At 65.6% G+C, this 19374-nt stretch carries 13 protein-coding genes and 2 tRNA genes; 7 read left to right on the plus strand and 8 right to left on the minus strand.

Annotated elements, in window-relative coordinates:
• Positions 1 to 16 precede the first annotated feature (16 nt).
• Positions 17 to 499, minus strand: coding sequence for a cyclic nucleotide-binding domain-containing protein (locus tag NX774_RS20890; RefSeq protein WP_258824216.1), 483 nt, complete (start codon positions 497 to 499; stop codon positions 17 to 19).
• Between the two features lie 252 nt (positions 500 to 751).
• Here NX774_RS20890 and NX774_RS20895 point away from each other — a divergent pair, with 252 nt between their 5' ends.
• Positions 752 to 1903, plus strand: a complete 1152-nt coding sequence (locus NX774_RS20895; RefSeq protein WP_258824217.1) for a GGDEF domain-containing protein — start codon at positions 752 to 754, stop codon at positions 1901 to 1903.
• 57 nt (positions 1904 to 1960) lie between these two features.
• Here NX774_RS20895 and NX774_RS20900 read toward each other — a convergent pair.
• Both NX774_RS20900 and NX774_RS20905 read right to left on the minus strand, forming a co-directional pair.
• Positions 1961 to 2037, minus strand: a tRNA-Asp gene (locus NX774_RS20900).
• Positions 2038 to 2074: 37 nt separating this feature from the next.
• A tRNA-Val gene (locus NX774_RS20905) sits at positions 2075 to 2150 on the minus strand.
• A 183-nt stretch (positions 2151 to 2333) separates the two neighbouring features.
• Between NX774_RS20905 and NX774_RS20910 the strand changes: the two genes are divergently transcribed.
• Positions 2334 to 3596 (plus strand): glycerate kinase type-2 family protein, encoded by a 1263-nt coding sequence (locus NX774_RS20910; RefSeq protein WP_258824218.1) that lies wholly within the window; start codon positions 2334 to 2336, stop codon positions 3594 to 3596.
• A 359-nt stretch (positions 3597 to 3955) separates the two neighbouring features.
• Positions 3956 to 6157: a TonB-dependent receptor gene (locus NX774_RS20915; RefSeq protein WP_258824219.1), complete on the plus strand. Its 2202-nt coding sequence runs from the start codon at positions 3956 to 3958 to the stop codon at positions 6155 to 6157.
• A 226-nt stretch (positions 6158 to 6383) separates the two neighbouring features.
• Here NX774_RS20915 and NX774_RS20920 read toward each other — a convergent pair whose 3' ends face one another.
• A complete protein-coding gene (locus tag NX774_RS20920) occupies positions 6384 to 10226 on the minus strand; it encodes a cadherin-like domain-containing protein (protein ID WP_258824220.1) in 3843 nt (1280 codons plus the stop codon).
• Between the two features lie 363 nt (positions 10227 to 10589).
• On the opposite strand from NX774_RS20920, the gene NX774_RS20925 reads away from it, so the two are divergent.
• On the plus strand, positions 10590 to 12392 hold the full coding sequence (locus tag NX774_RS20925; protein WP_258824221.1) for a S8 family peptidase: 1803 nt from the start codon (positions 10590 to 10592) through the stop codon (positions 12390 to 12392).
• Between the two features lie 116 nt (positions 12393 to 12508).
• The gene (locus tag NX774_RS20930; RefSeq protein WP_258824222.1) at positions 12509 to 13015 is read left to right on the plus strand and encodes a GNAT family N-acetyltransferase; all 507 of its coding nucleotides are present in this window, start codon (positions 12509 to 12511) and stop codon (positions 13013 to 13015) included.
• A 30-nt stretch (positions 13016 to 13045) separates the two neighbouring features.
• Here the strand turns inward: NX774_RS20930 and ccoG are convergent, their stop codons facing one another.
• Entirely contained in the window at positions 13046 to 14488 is a 1443-nt protein-coding gene (ccoG, locus tag NX774_RS20935; RefSeq protein WP_258824223.1) for a cytochrome c oxidase accessory protein CcoG, read from the minus strand.
• Positions 14489 to 14501: 13 nt separating this feature from the next.
• A complete protein-coding gene (locus NX774_RS20940) occupies positions 14502 to 14642 on the minus strand; it encodes a DUF3149 domain-containing protein (RefSeq protein WP_258824224.1) in 141 nt (46 codons plus the stop codon).
• A 267-nt stretch (positions 14643 to 14909) separates the two neighbouring features.
• On the opposite strand from NX774_RS20940, the gene dinB reads away from it, so the two are divergent.
• Together dinB and NX774_RS20950 are read left to right on the plus strand one after the other, a co-directional pair.
• Positions 14910 to 16007, plus strand: a complete 1098-nt coding sequence (gene dinB / locus NX774_RS20945) for a DNA polymerase IV (protein WP_307731386.1) — start codon at positions 14910 to 14912, stop codon at positions 16005 to 16007.
• A 66-nt stretch (positions 16008 to 16073) separates the two neighbouring features.
• Positions 16074 to 16970, plus strand: coding sequence for a recombination-associated protein RdgC (locus NX774_RS20950; RefSeq protein ID WP_258824225.1), 897 nt, complete (start codon positions 16074 to 16076; stop codon positions 16968 to 16970).
• A 139-nt stretch (positions 16971 to 17109) separates the two neighbouring features.
• Here the strand turns inward: NX774_RS20950 and NX774_RS20955 are convergent, their stop codons facing one another.
• Together NX774_RS20955 and NX774_RS20960 are read right to left on the minus strand one after the other, a co-directional pair.
• Entirely contained in the window at positions 17110 to 18702 is a 1593-nt protein-coding gene (locus NX774_RS20955) for a catalase (RefSeq protein ID WP_258824226.1), read from the minus strand.
• A gap of 78 nt (positions 18703 to 18780) precedes the next feature.
• Complete coding sequence (locus tag NX774_RS20960) at positions 18781 to 19266, minus strand: asparaginase domain-containing protein (RefSeq protein ID WP_258824227.1); 486 nt, start codon at positions 19264 to 19266, stop codon at positions 18781 to 18783.
• Positions 19267 to 19374 lie beyond the last annotated feature (108 nt).

Raw genomic sequence — 19374 nt, forward strand, 5'->3', positions numbered from 1 at the left:
CGTCGCGCGCGTCGTCCTAGGGCGTCTCGACCAGCTCGGGCGGCCCCTTCCACTCGCCCAGGCGTTGCGCCATCTGCCGCGCCAGCGCCAGCGAAATCTTGTAGCCGATGACGGCGTCGGTCTCCATCAGCGACAGGAAATCGGCGCGGAAGAACACGGCCAGCTCGCTGTCCTCGGTCGCGCGCGCCTGGGCGTTACGCGGCGCATCGTTGAGCAGCGCCAGTTCGCCGAAAAAGTTGCCCGGGCCGAGATCGGCCACATGCTGCCGCTCGCCCCCGCTACCGCGGTGGATGGCCACCCGGCCGTTCATCACCAGGTACAGCGCCTGTCCTTCGTCGCCCTCGTCGAACACGATCTCGCCCGGCAGGTAGCGGCGCTCGTGCATCAGGCCATCGACGATCTTGAGCTCGAGCGGCTTGAGGGAGCCGAACAGGGCCGAGTTCTTCAGTCGCAGCAAGCGCGGCGACATGGGCGGCGATTTCAGCAATCCGAGTATCACGGGGGCTCCGCGTTGCAAAAGGGGAAGTGTTGTCAATTATGCTGCATCGGACGCCCTCGTGTATGCCCCGGGCGAAGATTTTGAACTACGGAGTTTCCCGATCCCCCCGGCGGAGGGGGGAAATCGCCTGTTTAACAAAATTGTGCAACAGCAATTGTCAAAACCGAGTAAGATAAATTCCCTATGGAAACAGCTGTTATCTGTTTGGCATGATGCTCGGCAAGTGGCGGGCGGATGGCAGAAGGAATTACCGTGGTAGATATTCGTACAATCATTTTAGCGCTGGGCATCGGCAACGTCGGATTCGCGCTGCTCATGGCCGGCTACATCCGGGGCAGTACGTCACAGGACGGGCTGGCCCTGTGGATGTGGTCGCGCCTGATGCTTGGGGTGACCCAGTTCATCGGCTGGCTGGTGCCCGGCCCCTTGGGCGATTCGCTGCAGGCCATTGGCTGCGTGGCGGGCGTTGCAATGGAAGTGGCCGCCTATTGCATCTACTTCGAATGCGGACGCTGGCGCCGTGCCGTCGGCCCGGCCACGGTACTTGCGCTGCTGGTGATGCTGTTCATGAGCATCCATCGCGCCACGTACGTGCAGCTGCTCGGGCTGGCCTGCGTGATCTCGGCCATGTACGCCGCGGCAATGGCTATCGTGCTGTTGCGGCCGCGTTCGCGCAAGCGTTCGCTGTTGCAAAAGATCATGGGCGGCAGCGATGCGCTCTTTGCCGTGGCGATGGCCGCCGGTGGCTGGGCGGGCTTGAGCGATCCCTCGCAAGTGCTGGGTGCCAATGGCCTGCACACGCTGGCCGGGCTGGCGGCGTACCTGATGATGATCGTGAACGGCGCCGGCTTCCTGCTGCTGTGCAAGCAGAAGGCAGACGACCAGATGACGCTGCTGGCCACCACCGATTTCCTGACCGGCCTGGCCAACCGCCGCGCCTTCTTCCAGCAGGCCGAAGGCGCGCGCCAGCTGGCGCTGCGGCTGCGTAAGCCGATCGCGCTGCTGATGCTCGACATCGACCACTTCAAGCAACTCAACGACCGCTTCGGCCACGCCACCGGGGACGAGGCGCTGGTGCTGTTTGCCGACACCGCGCGCGCCACGCTGCGCGAGCACGACATCATGGGCCGGCTGGGCGGCGAGGAGTTCGCGCTGGCGCTGCCAGGCACCGACCTGCCGGGCGGGGTGCTGGCGGCCGAGCGCCTGCGCCAGGCCGTGATCGACGCGCCGCTGTGCGCCGCCGGCACGCCGCACCGGATGACGGTGAGCATTGGCGTGGTGCTGGTCGAGCCGAACGAGGCGCTGACGGCGGCGTTGGCCCGCGCCGACCAGGCGCTGTACGCGGCCAAGAGCGGCGGGCGCAACCGGGTGGAGGTGGGACCGCCGGTGCTCAAGCGAGCCTGAAAAAGGCGGGCGGAAAAAGAGAAAGGGCCTGGTGCGTAACCAGGCCCTTTCGGATGTTGGCGGAGCGGACGGGACTCGAACCCGCGACCCCCGGCGTGACAGGCCGGTATTCTAACCAACTGAACTACCGCTCCGTTTTTACTGATCGGTACATCGATCCTTGATGACATCTGGTGGGCGCTGAGAGGCTCGAACTCCCGACCTAAGCCTTGTAAGGGCTCCGCTCTACCAACTGAGCTAAGCGCCCGCTCACGTTCTTCGATGTCATCGACGTTTGTCATCACGTCCGACGAAGAGGCCGAATCATAGCCTATCCTTTGAAAAGCGCGCAAGGGTTTTTCGAAAAAATCGTCGCCTGCAACGCTGCCCTACGCGGGAGCGTGGCTTTTTGTGCCAATATCAAGTTCCAGATACCGCCCACGCCATGACCATGCCTGCTCCACGCCAACTTTTGCTCGACCTGTTCCAGCGCGCCGTCTCCGCCGTCGATCCGCTCGAACTCGTCGCAAGCCACCTGCCGCCGCCGCCCAAGGGGCGCACCGTGGTCATCGGCGCGGGCAAGGCAGCGGCGCGCATGGCGCAGGGCGTCGAGCGCCACTGGCAGGGCGCGCTGTCCGGGTTGGTGGTCACGCGCTACGGCCACGGCGCGCCCACCGAACACATCGAGGTGCTGGAAGCGGGTCACCCGGTGCCCGACGCGGCCAGCGCCAAAGCGGCCGAGCGCATGCTGGCGCAGGTTGCCGGCCTTACCGCGGACGACCTGGTGATCTGCCTGATCTCGGGCGGCGGCTCGGCCTTGCTGTCGATGCCGGCGCCCGGCATCACGGCAGACGAAAAACGCGCGCTCAACCAGCAGCTGCTGAAAAGCGGCGCGCCGATCGGCGAGATGAACTGCGTGCGCCGGCATCTTTCGGCGATCAAGGGCGGACGGCTGGCGCTGGCCTGCGCGCCGGCGCGCGTGGTCACGCTGGTGGTGTCCGACGTGCCGGGCGACGATCCGGCCGTGGTGGCGTCCGGTCCCACGGTCCCCGATGGCAGCACCGCGCAGGACGCGCTGGCGATCCTGCACAAGTACGGCATCGCCGTCTCCGACCAGGCGCTGCGCGTGCTGCAGGATCCGGCACTGGCCGCGCCGCAGCCGGGCGATCCTCGCCTGGCCGGCAACAGCGTCAGCGTGATCGCCACCGCCCAGCAGGCGCTGGACGCAGCAGCGGCGGCCGCGCGCGAGGCCGGCTACACGCCGCTGGTGCTCTCTTCCAGCATGGAGGGCGAGGCGCGCGAGGTCGGCATCGTCCACGCGGGCATTGCGCGCCAGGTGGTCGAGCATGGCCAGCCCTTGGCCGCGCCTTGCGTGATCATCTCCGGCGGCGAAACCAGCGTGACCGTGCGCGGCAACGGGCGCGGCGGGCGCAACGTCGAATTTTTGCTGGCGCTGGCGGTCGCGCTGGACGGCCTGCCCCGTGTGCACGCCATCGCCTGCGACACCGACGGCATCGACGGCACCGAGGACAATGCGGGCGCCGTCATTGGCCCCGACACGCTGGCGCGCGCGGCCGGCTGCGGCCTCGATCCGCATGCGATCCTGGCCAACAACGATGCCTACAGCCTGTTCGCGCGGCTGTCCGACCTGGTCGTGACCGGCCCCACCCGCACCAACGTCAACGATTTCCGCGCGATTCTCATCGAACCGTAGGGTGGGCAGCTTGTCTGCCCACGCGTTCAGCCGGTCCCGGATCAGCCTGACGACTGGCATCCGTCCATTGGACGCGTGGGCAGAAATCTGCCCACCCTACGCACCTCCCACTGCAAGGATCTGCCGGCAAACTGTTGCGAAAAGCACTTTTCTGGCCGGTTTTTCTTGCCCTGTGACATACACATCCCCCAAAATGTCGGGCTTATAAAGCCGGCAACCTTAAAACATCGCTAAGAAATGGCGGTTGCCGGGGCGGCGTGCAGCCGTCCGCGCGGTCGCTCGACGCCGCGCCGGGAAAAAAAGAGAAGTGTGGGAGACACCGTCCGCATCACCTTTTTCACAAAACCAGGGGAAACTCCATGATCAAGTTGTCCAGGATGCACCAGCGCGTACTGCTGGCGGTGGCTGCCGCCATGCCGGTAGGCGCGGCTGTCGCCCAAACCACCGCCGCACCGGAACTGCAGCAGGTCACCGTGACCGCGCAGCGCCGCACCGAGAACATCAAGGAAGTGCCGGTGTCCGTCACCGCCATCAAGGGCGAGAAGCTCGACGTGCTGGTGTCCGGCGGCGACGACATCCGCCTGCTGGCCGGCAAGGTGCCGAGCCTGAACGTCGAATCGTCCAACGGCCGTACCTTCCCGCGCTTCTACATCCGCGGCTACGGCAACACCGACTTCTCGAACTTCGCTTCGCAGCCGGTCTCGCTGGTGGTGGACGAGGTGGTGCAGGAAAACCCGATGCTCAAGGGCTTCCCGATCTTCGACGTGGCCGCGGTTGAAGTGCTGGCCGGCCCGCAGGGCACCCTGTTCGGCCGTAACACCCCGGCCGGCGTGGTCAAGTTCGAATCCGAGAAGCCGCACCTGAAGAAGCTCGAGGGCTACTACAACCTGTCGTACGGCACCCGCGGCACCGCCAACGTCGAGGGCGCGGTCAACGTGCCGCTGTCGGACAAATGGGCCATGCGCGTATCGACCCTGCGCCAGCACCGCGACAACTACGTGGACAATTACGCCGACGTGGCCAAGACCCAGAAGACCGGCGAGCTCGATGGCTACAACGAACACGCCGAGCGCGTGCAGTTCCTGTACACCCCGAACGCCTCGTTCAGCGCCCTGCTGAACCTGCACCAGCGCGCCACCACCGGCAGCGCGCGCCTGTTCCGCGCCAACCTGATCAAGAAGGGCACCAACGACTTCGCCGACGGCGTGGACCTGGGCAGCCTGGTCAGCAACGGCCGCAACTTCCAGCACCTGGACACCAACGGCAGCAACCTGCGCCTGACCTGGGACCTGGGCCCGGTCAAGCTGTACTCGATCACCGGCTACGAGCACGTCGGCGACTACTTCAGCCGCGGCGACATCGACGGCGGCACCCCGGCCGGCCCGGGCTTCATCCCGTTCCAGGTCGAGACCGGCGGCTTCGTGCATGGCCTGCGCCAGTACACCCAGGAGTTCCGTGTCGAGTCCAAGCAGGTCGGCCCGATGAGCTGGCAGGCCGGCACCTACTACTTCAACGAAGACGGCAAGGTCGGCACCAACAACTACAGCAGCGTGACCTGGGGCCAGACCTCCCACCTGGAAAGCCACCAGAAGAACACCGCATGGGCGGCCTTCGCTTCGGTGAACTACGCGCTGACCGATGACTTCACCGTGCGTGGCGGCGTGCGCTACACCGACGACAAGAAGCACTTCAACACCGTCGCCGCGGAAAACGTGGTGCAGGTGGGCCCGTCGTTCGTGGACGAGAGCAAGAGCAAAGTCAACTGGGACCTGTCGGGTACCTACAAGCTCAATCGCGACGTGAACCTGTACGCCCGCGTGGCGACCGGCTTCCGCGCCCCGAGTATCGCCGCCGCCAATTCGTCGGTGCCGATCACCGTGGCCGACGCCGAGACCATCACCTCGATCGAAGGCGGCATCAAGGCCGACCTGTTCGACCGCCGTGCACGCGCCACGTTCTCGGTGTTCGACTACGACGTGAAGAACCAGCAGCTGACCGTGGTGGGCGGTAACTCCAACGTCACCAAGCTGATCAACGCTGCCAAGAGCCGTGGCCGCGGCGTCGAATTCGACTTCGAGGGTAACATTGCGACCGGCCTGAAGGTCACTGCCGGCGGCAGCTACAACTTCACCGAGATCCGCGACCCGAGCCTGTCGGTCAACAAGTGCGCGCAGTGCACCGTGCTGGACCCGATCAACGGCGCCGGCCGCGTGGTCATCGACGGCAACCCGCTGCCGCAGGCACCGAAGTGGATGCTCAACGCCACCGCGCGCTATGGCATCCCGATGGGCGACGGCGAGTTCTTCGTGTTCACCGACTGGGCGTACCGCAGCAAGATCAACTTCTTCCTGTACGAAGCTGCCGAGTTCTCGGGCAAGCCGCTGACCGAAGGCGGCCTGCGCGTCGGCTACACCTGGGATGCCGGCAAGTACGAGGTCGCAGCCTTCGGCCGCAACATCCTCGACCAGCGCTGCATCACCGGTGCCATCGACTTCAACAACCTGACCGGCTTCACCAACGAGCCGCGTGTCTGGGGCGTGCAGTTCAAGGGCAATTTCTGAGCCTGGTAGCCGCATGAATGAAAAGGCCGCGAGTCAAATCGCGGCCTTTTTTGTTCGCGTTATTACCTAAACCATTTATATCGTTACCCTTCGCACGTCATCCCGGCGAAGGCCGGGATCCATGGACCGTTTGATCAGTCGCATCGTTGACCGAGCCGCGGGCCAGCACGCTCAGCATGGGTCCCCGCCAAGGCGGACGGCGAGTCCGGGGACGACGGGCTAACGCTTAGAACACGCCGCCACCACCATCGGCAGCCAGCAGCCAGTTGCCGCGTACGTGGTGGTCCGCGGTCAGGAAGCCCTGGCCCACCAGCGTCGCAACGCTCCAGTCGGACAGCAGCACCGTGTTGCCTCCCAGTGCGCCGCCCGTGATCGCCACCGCGTCCATGCTGCCGTTGCCATCCAGGTCCACGTCGGCGAAGCTGAAGCCGTCCACCACGTGCGTCTGCTTGATGAAGGCGGAAACGTCGGCCGCGCTGTCCGTGCCGGCATAGCCGACCACGATCGTGTCCACCTGCGGTTTGAAGTCCAGCACCTTGTCCTTGCCCGAATCGGCCGTGATGACGAAGGTGTCCGGGCCTTCGCCGCCGGTGAGCGTGTCGAAGCCTGCGCCGCCGACCAGGATGTCGGTGCCGTTATCGCCGAACAGGAAGTCCGCGCCGGCGCCGCCGAACAGCACGTCCTTGCCGTTGCCGCCGTGGAGCGAGTCCGAGCCGTCCAGGCCGATCGCCACGTCGTCGCCGTTGCCGCCGTTGTACACGGTGTCATGGCCGGCGGTGTCGGTGAAGGTGCCCGACTTGTTGCTGCCGTTGACGACCTGGTTGTCGCCAGCTTCATTCACCGTGATGCTGACGGTGACCGGCGCGCTGCGCCCGCCGTGGCCGTCGTCGGCGGTGTAGGTGAAGCTGTCCACCACCGATTTGCCGGCGGCGAGCAGGTCGAACGCGTCGGCGTCGGCCAGGTAGCGCACCTGGCCGTGGTCCACCACCAGGGTCGCGCCCAGTGCCGAGTGGGCGTCGGCCAGCACGATCGACAGCGCGTCGCCGTCCACGTCGCTGTCGTTGCCCAGCACGTTGATGGTCACCTCGGCGTCTTCCGCCACGCTGGCGCTGTCGTTGGCCGCCACCGGCGCATCGTTGACCGAGGCGATGGCCAGCCGTACCTGGGTGACCGACGAGGCGCCACCGAAGGCGTCGCTGGCGACGTAGGTGAAGCTGTCGGCGCCGTTGTAGTTGGCGTCGGCGTGGTATTCGAACGAGCCGTCCGCGCGCAGCGCCAGCGTGCCGTGCGCCGGGCCGTTGACCAGTGCCACGCTCATCGCGTCGCCGTTGATGTCGCTGTCGTTTGCCAGCACGCCGTGCAGCGCGTCGATCAGCAGGCCCACGTCCTCGTCGGTGCCGTAGCTGGTGTCGGCAACGGTGGTGGGCGCATGGTTGATCAGCAGGCGCGAGAGCACCGGGTCGTGGTCGGTCGGGCTGGTGTCGTAGGGTAGGTTGGTATTCACGTGCACGTCGTCGAACTGCGCACTGGCGTACAGGTTGGTCGAGACCAGCAGGTGGTCGATCTGCTCGTTGTTGCCCTCGAAGGTGCTGGTGTAGCGGTCGGTTGCCTCCAGCTTCCAGATCAGGTTGGTCAGCCCGCCGGTTTCGAGCTGGGTCAGCGAGGTTTCGAACTGCAGGCCGTTGAAGTCGCCGCCGACGACCACGTTGGCGTCCGGCTTGGTTGCGAGGACCTGCTGCACGAAGTCGCGCACCGCTGTGGTCTGGTCGGTGCGGCGCGCGTCGCCCGAGATGTACGGCGGCTGGTCCACGCCATACAGCTCGTCGCTGCCCAGGCGCGAGTAGTTGTGGATGCTGACGAAGGTGACTTCCTCGCCGTGGAACATGAAGTCCGCCACCAGCGGCTTGCGGCTGTTGGCGAACGAGTCGCCATTGGCCGGGGTGGTATCGGACAGCAGGTGCACCGAGCCGGCCACGTAGCTGACGTGCTCCGGGTTATACAGGATCACGTTGCGGATGTTGCCGTTGGCCTGGCCGCCGGTCGAGTTCTCGCTGGTCGGGTCCACCGACACCCAGGCGTAGTGCGGGCCGCCGGCAGCGACGATGGCGTCGATCAGCTTGGCCACGGTGACGTCGGCCGACAGCACGCCGGTACCGGTGCCGTTGCTGTCCTGGACTTCCTCGACACCGAGGATGTCCGGCGAGCCGAGGCTCACGGCCACGTCATAGCCGAGCGCGTCGAACTTCCACTGCGCGTCGTTCGGGTCCATGTTGGCCATGTTGTAGGCGCCCACCGTCAGGTGGCCGGTGTCGCCCTTGAGCGCGGTGGTCTCGCTGCTGATGGCAAGGTGCGACTGCACGGTCGGGGTAGCGATCGGGATCAGTTCGTAGTTGCCGTTGTAGTAGGACATGACGCCGGTGACGTCGCCCAGCAGGTCGCCGGTCTCGAACGAGGCCGTGTCCGCGCCCGCCGCGATGCCGCCGTTGCCGTAGATTTCGATGCGCTCCGGGTTGACGTCGGTGGCGCCGTGGGTGATGCCGCCGCGGTCGTTCATGCCGGTCGCGTGCGCGCCCAGGTCGGTCACCACATAGGTCGCCTGCTGGTAGGTGTCGTCGATCACCTGCACGTTCTTGGCGGTGACCAGCATGCCTTCGATCGATTCATAGAAGTCGATGCCGTCGTGGCTCGGGTTGAACACGCCGAAGTTGTCGCTGTCGATCACCTCCGTGGGCGGCAGCCGGCCGCCATCGCCGATGACCGTGGGCGCAACCGTGTTGCCGCTGCTGAGCACCGAGATCTCCTGCACGTTCGATACTTCCGTGATGGTCAGGTTGTTGGTGCTCTTGCCCTTGAATTCGGTGACGGTGCCGTACACCTGGACCAGGTCGCCGGTGTGGACCGAGCTGCCGGGCGCGTACACGAACAGCGCGTCCGAGGTGGCGTCGTTACCGTCGCCCTGCTGGTCCTGGATCCAGAACCCGCCGGCGGTGGCGCTGGGGTCGATCGCGGTGACCACGCCGCGCGTGATCACGAGCGCGCCTTCCATCGGCGAGCGGTGGCCTGCGCCCTGGATTTCGTAGGTGTGGGTGAGCGCGGCGACCGTGGAAAAGTCGATCGGGTTGCTGCCGGTGCCGCCGTACGCATTGCCGGCCTTGTCGAGCACCGCGCCGGCGTCCACGCTCACGTGGTAGGTGGTGCCGATGTTCAGCGCGCTGGTCGGATTGATGACCAGCTGCTGGCCGCTGACGCTGACCTGGCTGGCGTCGGCCACATCGATCACGCGCACGTCGGCTGCGCCGTCGCTGATGGTGATCTTGCCGCTGCCCAGCGTGACCAGCTCATTGAAGTTCAGGACCAGGTCGGCGTTGGGGCCGACGCCGATCGCACCGTCCAGCGGGCTGGTGGAGGCCAGCTCCGGCGGGGAGGTGTCGGGCGCCATCGCCTTGCTGGTTACCTTCAGGTTGTCCACGCCGATCCATTCGTCGGCGCCGAACGCGTCGGCCGTCAGCACCCGGATCTCGACCTGCGACTGGTTGTTCACCGCCGCCGGCAGATCAAGTTCAAGATGGGTGACCAGGTTGGCCAGCGAGGGGCCGGTCGAGGCGTCGGCCACGTAGCCGCCAGGGACGTTGGTCCAGGCGCCGCTGTCGCCCACGCGGTACTGCACCACGATCTGCTGGACCGCGTTGTCGCCGCTGCCGTCGATGTCGCGCAGGTCCACCGAGAAGTGCAGGTCCTGGCGGCTCGAAGCGTCCAGGTACAGCACCAGGTTCGGCGCCTGCGCCGTGCCCGAGCCCTGCAGCGCGACGGTGGGGTCGGCCAGTTTGGAAAATTCGGTGACGCCGCCCGTGGTGTAGGTGTTCGGGTTCGCCTGGTCGGGGTTCACGTTGACCACCGTGCTGTCGCCGGTCACCAGGCGCGCATCCTTGCCGCTCGATGCCAGGCCGTCGCCGCGGTAGCCCATGATGGACGGGACGCCGCTCCAGTCATTGGCGGTGGTGATCAGGCTACTGTTGCTCCAGTCCTGGAAAAAATCGGAGTCCGACAGCTTGTAGAAAGTCTTCGACATGCAGTTTTCCCTCTGAGTGAAAAGCGCGGCGCGCGGTGGACGGACTGCCGTTGGCCGGTCTCTTGTCCGTTTGGTAAGGCGTTAATTGTGCAATAAGTCTGGTGACGCACAATAATATTTTTTTGGAAACGAATGCGCATAGTTATGCATATATAGTTACCGAAAAACAACTGATGGCAAACGGAAAGATTTTGTCGCGTTTACATGACGGACGTGTGAATCCCGGCGGGCGAAGTTATTGTTCAGTTACTTCGGGAAAATTTTATGTTGCAATCGCCCCGAATCCACCTTGAGTTGCCCGCGTGCAAGCGGATTCAGCTGTAGGCTTTCCGCTGTTTTCTGTACGTAACAGCGAGGAGTCTCATGAACCGGTTTCATCCGTCATTGTTGAAGTTTTGCGCGGCCGCCGTGATCGGCACCGGCTTGCTGGCCGGCCTGGCCCACGCGCAGCAGCCTGCGCCCGCGCACAGCGTGCCCTTCGTCGCCCAGACTGACCGGCTGATCGTCAAGTACAAGGATTCCGTTGCCAGCGGCAAGGGGCCGGCCCAGGCTGCGCCGATCAGCGCCGCGCGGCGCGCCATCCTGGACCGCGCGGGCCAGCAGTTCGGCCTGTCGATGAAGCTGCTGCACACGATCGGCACCGGCGCCCACGTGGTGCAACTGGACCGCAAGCTGCCGCTCGAGGATGTCACCAGGCTGGCGGCCGAGCTGGCGCAGCGTGACCCGAGCGTGGAATACGCCGAGCCGGACCGCATCCTGACCGCGCAGTTCACCCCGAACGACCCGCAGTACACCAACCAGTGGGACTTGTATGAAGCTACCGCCGGCATGCGCTTGCCGGCGGCGTGGGACAAGTCGACCGGCGCCGGCATCAACGTGGCCGTGATCGACACCGGCTACCGTCCGCACGCCGACCTGCAGGGCCAGATCCTGCCCGGCTACGACTTCATCACCAGCAGCACCATTGCCAACGACGGCACCGGCCGCGACGGCGATGCGAGCGACCCGGGCGACTGGACCGTGGCCGGCGAGTGCGGCAGCGGCGTGCCGGCCCAGGACCAGAATTCGAGCTGGCACGGCACCCACGTGGCCGGCACCATCGCGGCGCTGACCAACAACGGCGTGGGCGTGGCGGGCGTGGCCTACGGCGCCAAGATCGTGCCTGCGCGCGTGCTCGGCAAATGCGGCGGCTACACCTCGGACATCGCCGACGCCATCATCTGGACCTCGGGCGGCGCAGTCGCCAACGTGCCGGCCAACGCCAACAAGGCGCGCGTGCTCAACCTGTCGCTGGGCGGCAGCGGCACCTGCGACAGCACCACGCAGAACGCGATCAACAGCGCGCGCTCGCGCGGGTCGGTGGTGGTGGTCGCGGCCGGCAACTCGAACACCAACGTCAGCAACGCGACGCCCGCCAACTGCCAGGGCGTGATCGCGGTGGCGGCGGTGGGACGCAGCGGCGGCAAGGCCTCGTATTCGAATTACGGCACGCTGGTGGACGTGGCAGCGCCGGGCGGGGACTCGGGCGCAGGCATCCTGTCCACGCTGAACTCGGGCACGCGCGCGCCGGCATCGGACAGCTACGCCTACTACATGGGCACCTCGATGGCCACGCCGCACGTGGCGGGCGTCGTCGCGCTGATGCTGTCGAAGAATCCGGGCCTCACGCCGGATGACGTCGAGGCCAAGCTCAAGTCGACCGCGCGCGCCTTCCCGGCCGCGTGCTCGGGCTGCGGCGCCGGCATCGTCGATGCATCGGCCGCGGTGACGGCGGCCATCGGCTCGACCACCACCACCTCGCCGACGCAGAACGAAGTGGAGCCGAACAACACGCTGTCGAGCGCGAACGCGGTGAGCACCAGCGGCACCACGGTGAACGGCACCATGGGTTCGAGCACGGACGACGACTATTTCGTGGTCCAGCTCCCGGCTGGTAAGACGCTGAGCGCAACGCTGACGATGGGGACCAGCACCGCGGACTATGACCTGTACCTGTACAACAGCGCGGGCACGCTGCTGGCAAGCAGCACCAATGGCGCCGGCTCGACCGACGCGATCGCGCGCGCCAACACGGGCACGACCACGGCGGCCTTCTACCTGCGCGTGCATTACTACGGCGGCGCCACCGGCTCCACCGGCAAGTACACGCTCAAGCTGAGCTGGTAAGCACCGGCATGGCAAATGAAAGCGCGGCTTGTTGGCCGCGCTTTTTTTTCGGCTGCGCGCCCACGCGTTCAACTCACGCATGGACAGAAGCGCCCAGCTTACGTAAGCTGATCCGCATGGACCCATACATCATCCGACCGCTCGAACCACACGACTGGCCAGCCTGGCGCGACATGCGCCTGCGCTCCCTGGCCGATTCGCCCGATGCCTTCGGCAGTACGCTCGCCGAAGAACAGCCGCGTCCCGCCGACGTTTGGGCCGCGCGCCTGGCTGCGGCGGCCGTATCCGGACGCGATCGGCCGCTCGTGGCCGAGGTGGACGGCGCCGCGGTCGGCCTGCTGTGGGCCAAGGTCGATGCCGCCGACGAGTCGGTGGTGAACCTGTTCCAGGTGTGGGTAGCGCCCGAAGGCCGTGGCCGCGGCGTGGGTGCCTCGCTGCTGCGCGAGGCGATCCACTGGGCGCGCTCGACTGGTGCCGGCGCCGTGCAATTGGGCGTCACCCAGGGCGACACCCCGGCCCAGCGGCTGTATGCGCGCGCCGGCTTCCGGCCGGTTGGCGCGCCCGAACCGCTTCGTCCGGGCTCACCGCTGCTGTCGCAGGCCATGCGCTTGGCCCTGCGCTAGCCGTTGCGGGTTGCGCCGGACCTGCCCGCCCTAGCGCGGCGGTATGAGGAACACCGCCTTTTCGCTCACTGCGATCGACGCGTCGCGCGTATCGCGCACCTTGAATACGATGCGCTGCGATTTGTCCGCATTTGGCGGCGCCTGCCACTGCACGCGCACCGGCACTGCCCGCGTCGTGGTCGAGGGCACGGCGATCAGCGGCTCCGAGGCGAGCGCCATCCCCGCCGGGCCTTCGACCAGCACCGTGTAGGTGTGGTCCCGCTCATCGGTGTTCATGACCTGCAGGCGGTACACGTTCTCGACTGCTTCGTTCTCCATGATGCGCGGCATGCCGCGGTCACGCAGCACGTCCACCTTGAGCGGCGTGCGCAAGGCCAGCGACAGGCCGGCCGCCGCCGCAACCGACAGCAGGATTGCGGCGTAGACCAGCACGCGCGGGCGCAGCACCCGGGACCTTGCCTGTTTCGGCGTCCAGCCCGCGGCCAGCGCATTTTGCGTGGTGTAGCGCACGAGGCCCTTGGGGTAGCCCATTTTCGCCATCACGTCGTTGCACACGTCGATGCAGCCGGCGCAGCCGATGCACTCGTACTGCAGGCCCTTGCGAATGTCGATGCCGGTCGGGCAGACCTGCACGCACAGCCCGCAGTCGATGCAGTCGCCCAGGCCCGCAGCCTTCGGGTCGACCTTCCTGCCACGCGCACCGCGCGGGTCGCCGCGCTTGGCGTCGTAAGTGATGATGAGGGTGTCCTTGTCGAACATCGCGCTCTGGAAGCGCGCGTAGGGGCACATGTACTTGCACACCTGCTCGCGCATGTAGCCGGCGTTGCCCCAGGTCGCAAAGCTGTAGAACAGGACCCAGAAGGTCTCCCACGGCCCCAGCGTCAGGCTGGCCACTTCGCGTGCCAGCGTGTGGATCGGCGTGAAGTACCCGACAAAGGTAAAGCCGGTGGCCAGTGCCATGGCGATCCACGCGGCCTGCTTGGCCGACTTGATGCCCAGCTTGCGCAGCCCCCAGGGCGACTGGTCCAGCCGCATGCGGGCCGCGCGCTCGCCTTCGATCTTGCGCTCGACCCACATGAACATTTCGGTGTACACCGTCTGGGGGCAGGCATAGCCGCAGAACAGCCGGCCGCCAACGGCGGTGAACAGGAACAGGGACAGCGCGGACAGCATCAGCAGGATCGCCAGGTAGATGAAATCCTGCGGCCACAGCACCACGCCAAAGATGTAGAACTTTCGGTGCACCAGGTCGAACAGCACTGCCTGGCGACCGTTCCATGTCAGCCACGGCGCCCCGTAGAACAGGAGCTGGGTGAGCCAGACCATGGCCCAGCGCCAACTGGCGAACCAGCCGGTGGGCGCGCGCGGGTAGATCTTCTGGCCTGACGCGTACAGCTCCACGACCTTCTCTCCGGAACCGCCAGCCTGGGCCAGCGGTGCGGCCTGGAGTCCAGGCTTGTCTTGCACGTCCATGCCGTCCCTTCCGTTATTTATTCTTGGTGCTGGCCGGCGCGTTGCGCGAGCTGAAGATGCGGATGAAGTACACGGCCATCGCGAGCATGAGCGCGAAGAAGGCGACGGTGAGCAGGCCGAAGTCCGAACTGAAGAGCAGGTGCAGTGCTTGCATGATGATTCCCTTCCTTGGATGAAGTGTGTCAGCGGCGTGGAATACCCACGTCACCATCATGGAGTTGCAACAAGCGTGCCCGGTAGCGCACGTGTCCAAGTGGTTGAAAAACCAGAAGTCGCGCCCGGCAGCGCGACTGCCAATACTGCCAGCGCTGCCATGGCATGACAGTGTGGCAGTGGTGCCCTGTCGATCACGGCCGACGCTTGCGCGAATGCCCGTTTCGGTGAATACTGTATAAATTTACAGTAGAGCTGCTTCGCGCCATTGAACGCCCCGGTCCGCAAAATCATCCACTGCGATTGCGACTGCTTTTACGCATCCGTCGAAATGCGCGACGACCCATCGTTGCGCGGGCGCCCGCTCGCGGTGGGCGGACGGCCGGATCAGCGCGGCGTCATCGCCACCTGCAATTACGAGGCGCGCGCTTTCGGCATCCATTCGGCCATGGCGACTGCCCAGGCCATGAAGCTGTGCCCGCACCTGCTGGTGCTGCCACCAAGCATGGAGAAGTACCGCGTGGCGTCGCGCCAGATCATGGACATCTACCGCACCTACACCGACCTGGTGGAACCGCTGTCGTTGGACGAAGCCTATCTCGACGTGACCGACTCCCCGCACTGCAAGGGCAGCGCGACGCTGATCGCGCAGGAGATCCGCCAGCGGATCTTCGATACCGTCGGCATCACCGCGTCGGCTGGTGTGGCGCCCAACAAGTTCGTCGCCAAGATCGCGAGCGACTGGAACAAGCCGGACGGGCTGTTCCTGGTGCGGCCCGACGAGGTGGACGCCTTTGTGGCGGCGCTGCCGGTCAAGAAGCTGTTCGGCGTTGGCAAGGTGACCGCGGCCAAGCTCAACAAGCTCGGCGTCCAGACCTGCGCCGACCTGCGCGGCTGGACCGAGCAGGAGCTGCAGCACCACTTCGGCAGTTTTGGCCTGCGCCTGTTCGACCTGTGCCGCGGCATCGACCACCGCGAGGTGAGCAATGCGCGCGAGCGCAAGTCGATCAGCACCGAGGAGACCTACACGCCCGACGTGCCTGACCTGCCCGCGTGCCTGGCGCTGCTGCCGGACCTGTTCGAGCAGTTGCTGGGCCGGATTAAGCGCGCCGGCGCCGAAAAGCAAATCAACAAGCTGTTTGTGAAGATCAAGTTTGCCGACTTCCAGCAGACCACGGTGGAGTGCGTGGGCAGCGCGCCGCACATCCCCACCTATGCTCGCCTGATGGAGACCGGCTGGCAGCGCGCAAGCCGCCCGGTGCGCCTGCTCGGCGTGGGCGTGCGGCTCGGCGAAACCGACAAGGTCGAGCAGTTGCGGCTGTTTGACGATGAAGCAAGCTTGAAAATTGGGCTGACCGGACTGTGAAATTGCGGCTCGGCAGCGTGTAGAATATCGTTCCTCTGAAAAACTGAGACACCGGAAATACAACTTATGTGGTTCAAGAATCTCCAGATTTACCGCCTGCCCGCGCCGTGGGCTTTTTCTCCTGAACAGTTGGAAGCGGCCCTGAAGCCACAAAGTTTTGTTCCAGCGAGCAGCAACGAGCTGCTGCGCCAGGGCTGGGATTCGCCGCGCGGCAACGGCAATCTGGTGCACGTGGTCAACAAGCAAATGCTGATGGTGCTCGGCACCGAGAAGAAGCTGCTGCCGGGCTCGGTGATCAACCAGGTCGCCAAGGCCAAGGCTGCCGAGCTGGAAGAGCAGCAGGGCTTCCCTCCGGGTAAAAAGGCGATGAAGGAACTGAAAGAGCGCGTGGCCGACGAGCTGCTGCCGCGCGCCTTCTCCATCCGCAGCAACGTGTGGGTGTGGATCGACCCGGTCAACGGCTGGCTGGTGGTGGATGCCGCGAGCCCGAGCAAGGCCGACGACGTGATCAAGCTGCTGCTCAAGGCCGTGGACAAGATGCCGCTCGAATCGCTGCGCGTGCAGCGTTCGCCGGTGGCGGTGATGACCGGCTGGCTGGAGGCGGACGAGGCACCGTACGGCTTCACCATCGACCAGGACACCGAACTGCGCGCCACTGGCGAGAGCAAGGCTGCGGTGCGCTACGTGAAGCACACGCTGGAGCCGGATGACATCCGCCGCCACATCGCCGCCGGCAAGCAGTGCACGCGCCTGGCGATGACCTGGAACGACCGCATTTCGTTCGTGCTGACCGAGTCGCTGGCGATCAAGGGCGTCAAGCCGCTGGACGTGATCAAGGAAGGCGAGGCCGTCACCTACAGCGACGACGAGCGCTTTGACAACGACATCGCCCTGATGACCGGCGAGCTGGCCAAGCTGCTGGCCGACGTGGTCGAGGCGTTGGGCGGCGAGGCGAAGGCGTAATTCGCCTGACGCAGGTGCTTCCGGTAGGGTGGGCAGGTCCTCCTGCCCACGCGTTCAACAAACGTTTGACAGACGCGCGGCCCGTTGGGCGCTCCTTGAACGCGTGGGCAGGAAACCTGCCCACCCTACGTGTTACCGGTCACTTCACCGCTGCCACTTCCTCGCTGGTCGCCGGCTCCTCGGCCTGTCCGCTACCTTCCCGCGCCTGATGCGGCGCCGGCTTGCCTTCCATCGGCGGCAGCGCCTTCGCTCTTTCCAGGTCGATGCCGGCCCGCTCGGCCACGCGCCGGCCATAGTCCTCGTCGCAGTGCCACAGGTGCCACACCATGCGCAGCTGGATCGGCTCCGGGCACTGCTTCAAATCCCCGCCGATGTTGGCCACCAGGTCTTCCCGTTCCCAATCCTCGAACGTGCGATAGCGCTCGCCTGCCTGCTTGTAGTCGTCCTGCGTGCGCGAAGTCTGGTAGCGCCCCAGCTGCCCCTCGACGTGCGGACGGTACTCGTGCTCGGGCCTGTCCGCTTCCTTGTAGCCGCCCATCAGGCTCGGCTCGTAGTTGATATGCTTGTCCTCGCCCTGCCCGTCCACGTAGTAGGCCATCTGCCCGTCGCGCTGGTTGGTGTGCGCCCTGGCCGCGTCCTGCGGCTGGTTGATCGGCAGCTGCAGGTAGTTGGCGCCCACGCGGTAGCGCTGCGTGTCCGAGTACGACAGCGTGCGCCCCTGCAGCATCTTGTCGTCCGAGAAGTCGATACCGTCCACCAGCACGCCGGTGCCAAAGGCCGATTGCTCGGTCTCGGCGAACACGTTGTCGGGGTTCTTGTCGAGCACCATGCGACCCACCGGCAGCAGCGGAAACTGGTCCTCGGGCCAGCGCTTGGTGTCGTCGAGCGGGTCGAAGTCCAGCTCGGGATGCTCGCCGTCCGCCATGATCTGCACGCAGAACTCCCACTCGGGATAGTTGCCGCCCTTGATGGCGTTGTACAGGTCGCGCGTGGCGTGGCTCGTGTCGTGTGCCTGGATCTCGGCCGCCTGCTGCGCGGTCAGGTTGCGTACGCCCTGCCTGGGCACCCAGTGGAACTTGACTAGGTGCGCCACGCCCTGGTCGTTCACCAGCTTGTAGGTGTTCACGCCCGAGCCTTCCATCTCGCGGTAGTTGGCCGGAATGCCCCACGGGCTCTTGACCCAGGTAAGCATGTGCAGCGCTTCCGGCGTGTTGCTGATGAAGTCGTAGAAGCGCCAGGCTTCCTGCTGGTTGGTGACCGGGTCGGGCTTGAACGCGTGGATCATGTCCGGGAACTTGATCGCGTCACGGATGAAGAAGATCTTCAGGTTGTTGCCGACCAGGTCCCAGTTGCCCTCGACGGTCTTGAGCTTGACCGCAAAGCCGCGCGGGTCGCGTGCGGTTTCGGGTGAATCCTTGCCGCCGATGACAGTGGAAAAGCGCACGAACACCGGCGTTTGCACGCCCGTCTGGTTGAGCACCTTGGCACGAGTGTACTTGCTGGCCGGCTCGTTGCCGATCTTACCGTACGCTTCGAAATAGCCGTGCGCGCCGGTGCCGCGCGCATGCACCACGCGTTCGGGCACGCGCTCGCGGTCGAAATGGGTGATCTTTTCGATGAACTGGTAGTTTTCGAGCGTCGCCGGGCCGCGCTCGCCCACCGAGCGCAGCGACTGGTTGTCGCGGACGGGATGACCCTGACGTGTCGTCAGCGTCGGGCGCTGGTCTGCCATCGTGCTCTCCTCTCCCTGGGTTGAGAGCGGAGTATAGGAAACCAGTGGAAAGGGCAGCGCCACGCTGCCCTGTCGCAATTACAGCGGCTCGAACACGCCGGCGGCGCGGTTCTTGGTCACGTTATTCCAGGTGAACACCTTGCCGTTCATCGCCACGTACACGCCGGCCGGCAGGGTCTGGGCCACGCCCACCGCCACACCGAGGTTGAACAGCGCGTCCGAGTTGGCGATCTCGTAGGGGATCATGGCGCCGGTGAGCACGATGGTTTTGTCCAGTGTGGCCGCACCCAGCACCTGCGCGGTCTCGCGCATGGTATCGGTGCCGTGCACGATCACGATCGCCTTCTCCGTTGCCGCTTGGCACGATGCCAGCACGCGCTGGCGGTCGGCGTCCTGCATGTCGAGCGAGTCGAGCAGGGGCAGCACTTCCAGTGCCACCGGAATCGTCATGCGGGTGCGGCTGATGACTTGCGGCAAGTGGCTGTCCGCGAAGCCCAGGCTGCCGTTCAGTTCGTTGTAGTGCTTGTCGAAAGTGCCGCCGGTGGCGATGAGGCGCAAAGTCATGATCGTTTATAAACTCGGTGAAAAAAAGGTGGCTAATGATAGCTGCAAACGACGTGTATCCACATGTGTCTGCGCTAGAATCCTCCCGGTCCGATGAGTACACTCGTC

Origin of the sequence: Massilia agilis, assembly GCF_024756255.1 — a bacterium.
GTDB classification, from domain to species: Bacteria; Pseudomonadota; Gammaproteobacteria; order Burkholderiales; family Burkholderiaceae_D; genus Telluria; species Telluria agilis.

Coding starts and splice junctions, on each gene's coding strand:
- ccoG (WP_258824223.1), bottom strand. CDS start 14,488: ATGGACGTGCAAGACAAGCCTGGACTCCAGGCCGCACCGCTGGCCCAG.
- NX774_RS20950 (WP_258824225.1), top strand. CDS start 16,074: ATGTGGTTCAAGAATCTCCAGATTTACCGCCTGCCCGCGCCGTGGGCT.
- NX774_RS20925 (WP_258824221.1), top strand. CDS start 10,590: ATGAACCGGTTTCATCCGTCATTGTTGAAGTTTTGCGCGGCCGCCGTG.
- NX774_RS20910 (WP_258824218.1), top strand. CDS start 2,334: ATGCCTGCTCCACGCCAACTTTTGCTCGACCTGTTCCAGCGCGCCGTC.
- NX774_RS20940 (WP_258824224.1), bottom strand. CDS start 14,642: ATGCAAGCACTGCACCTGCTCTTCAGTTCGGACTTCGGCCTGCTCACC.
- NX774_RS20955 (WP_258824226.1), bottom strand. CDS start 18,702: ATGGCAGACCAGCGCCCGACGCTGACGACACGTCAGGGTCATCCCGTC.
- NX774_RS20930 (WP_258824222.1), top strand. CDS start 12,509: ATGGACCCATACATCATCCGACCGCTCGAACCACACGACTGGCCAGCC.
- NX774_RS20920 (WP_258824220.1), bottom strand. CDS start 10,226: ATGTCGAAGACTTTCTACAAGCTGTCGGACTCCGATTTTTTCCAGGAC.
- NX774_RS20960 (WP_258824227.1), bottom strand. CDS start 19,266: ATGACTTTGCGCCTCATCGCCACCGGCGGCACTTTCGACAAGCACTAC.
- NX774_RS20915 (WP_258824219.1), top strand. CDS start 3,956: ATGATCAAGTTGTCCAGGATGCACCAGCGCGTACTGCTGGCGGTGGCT.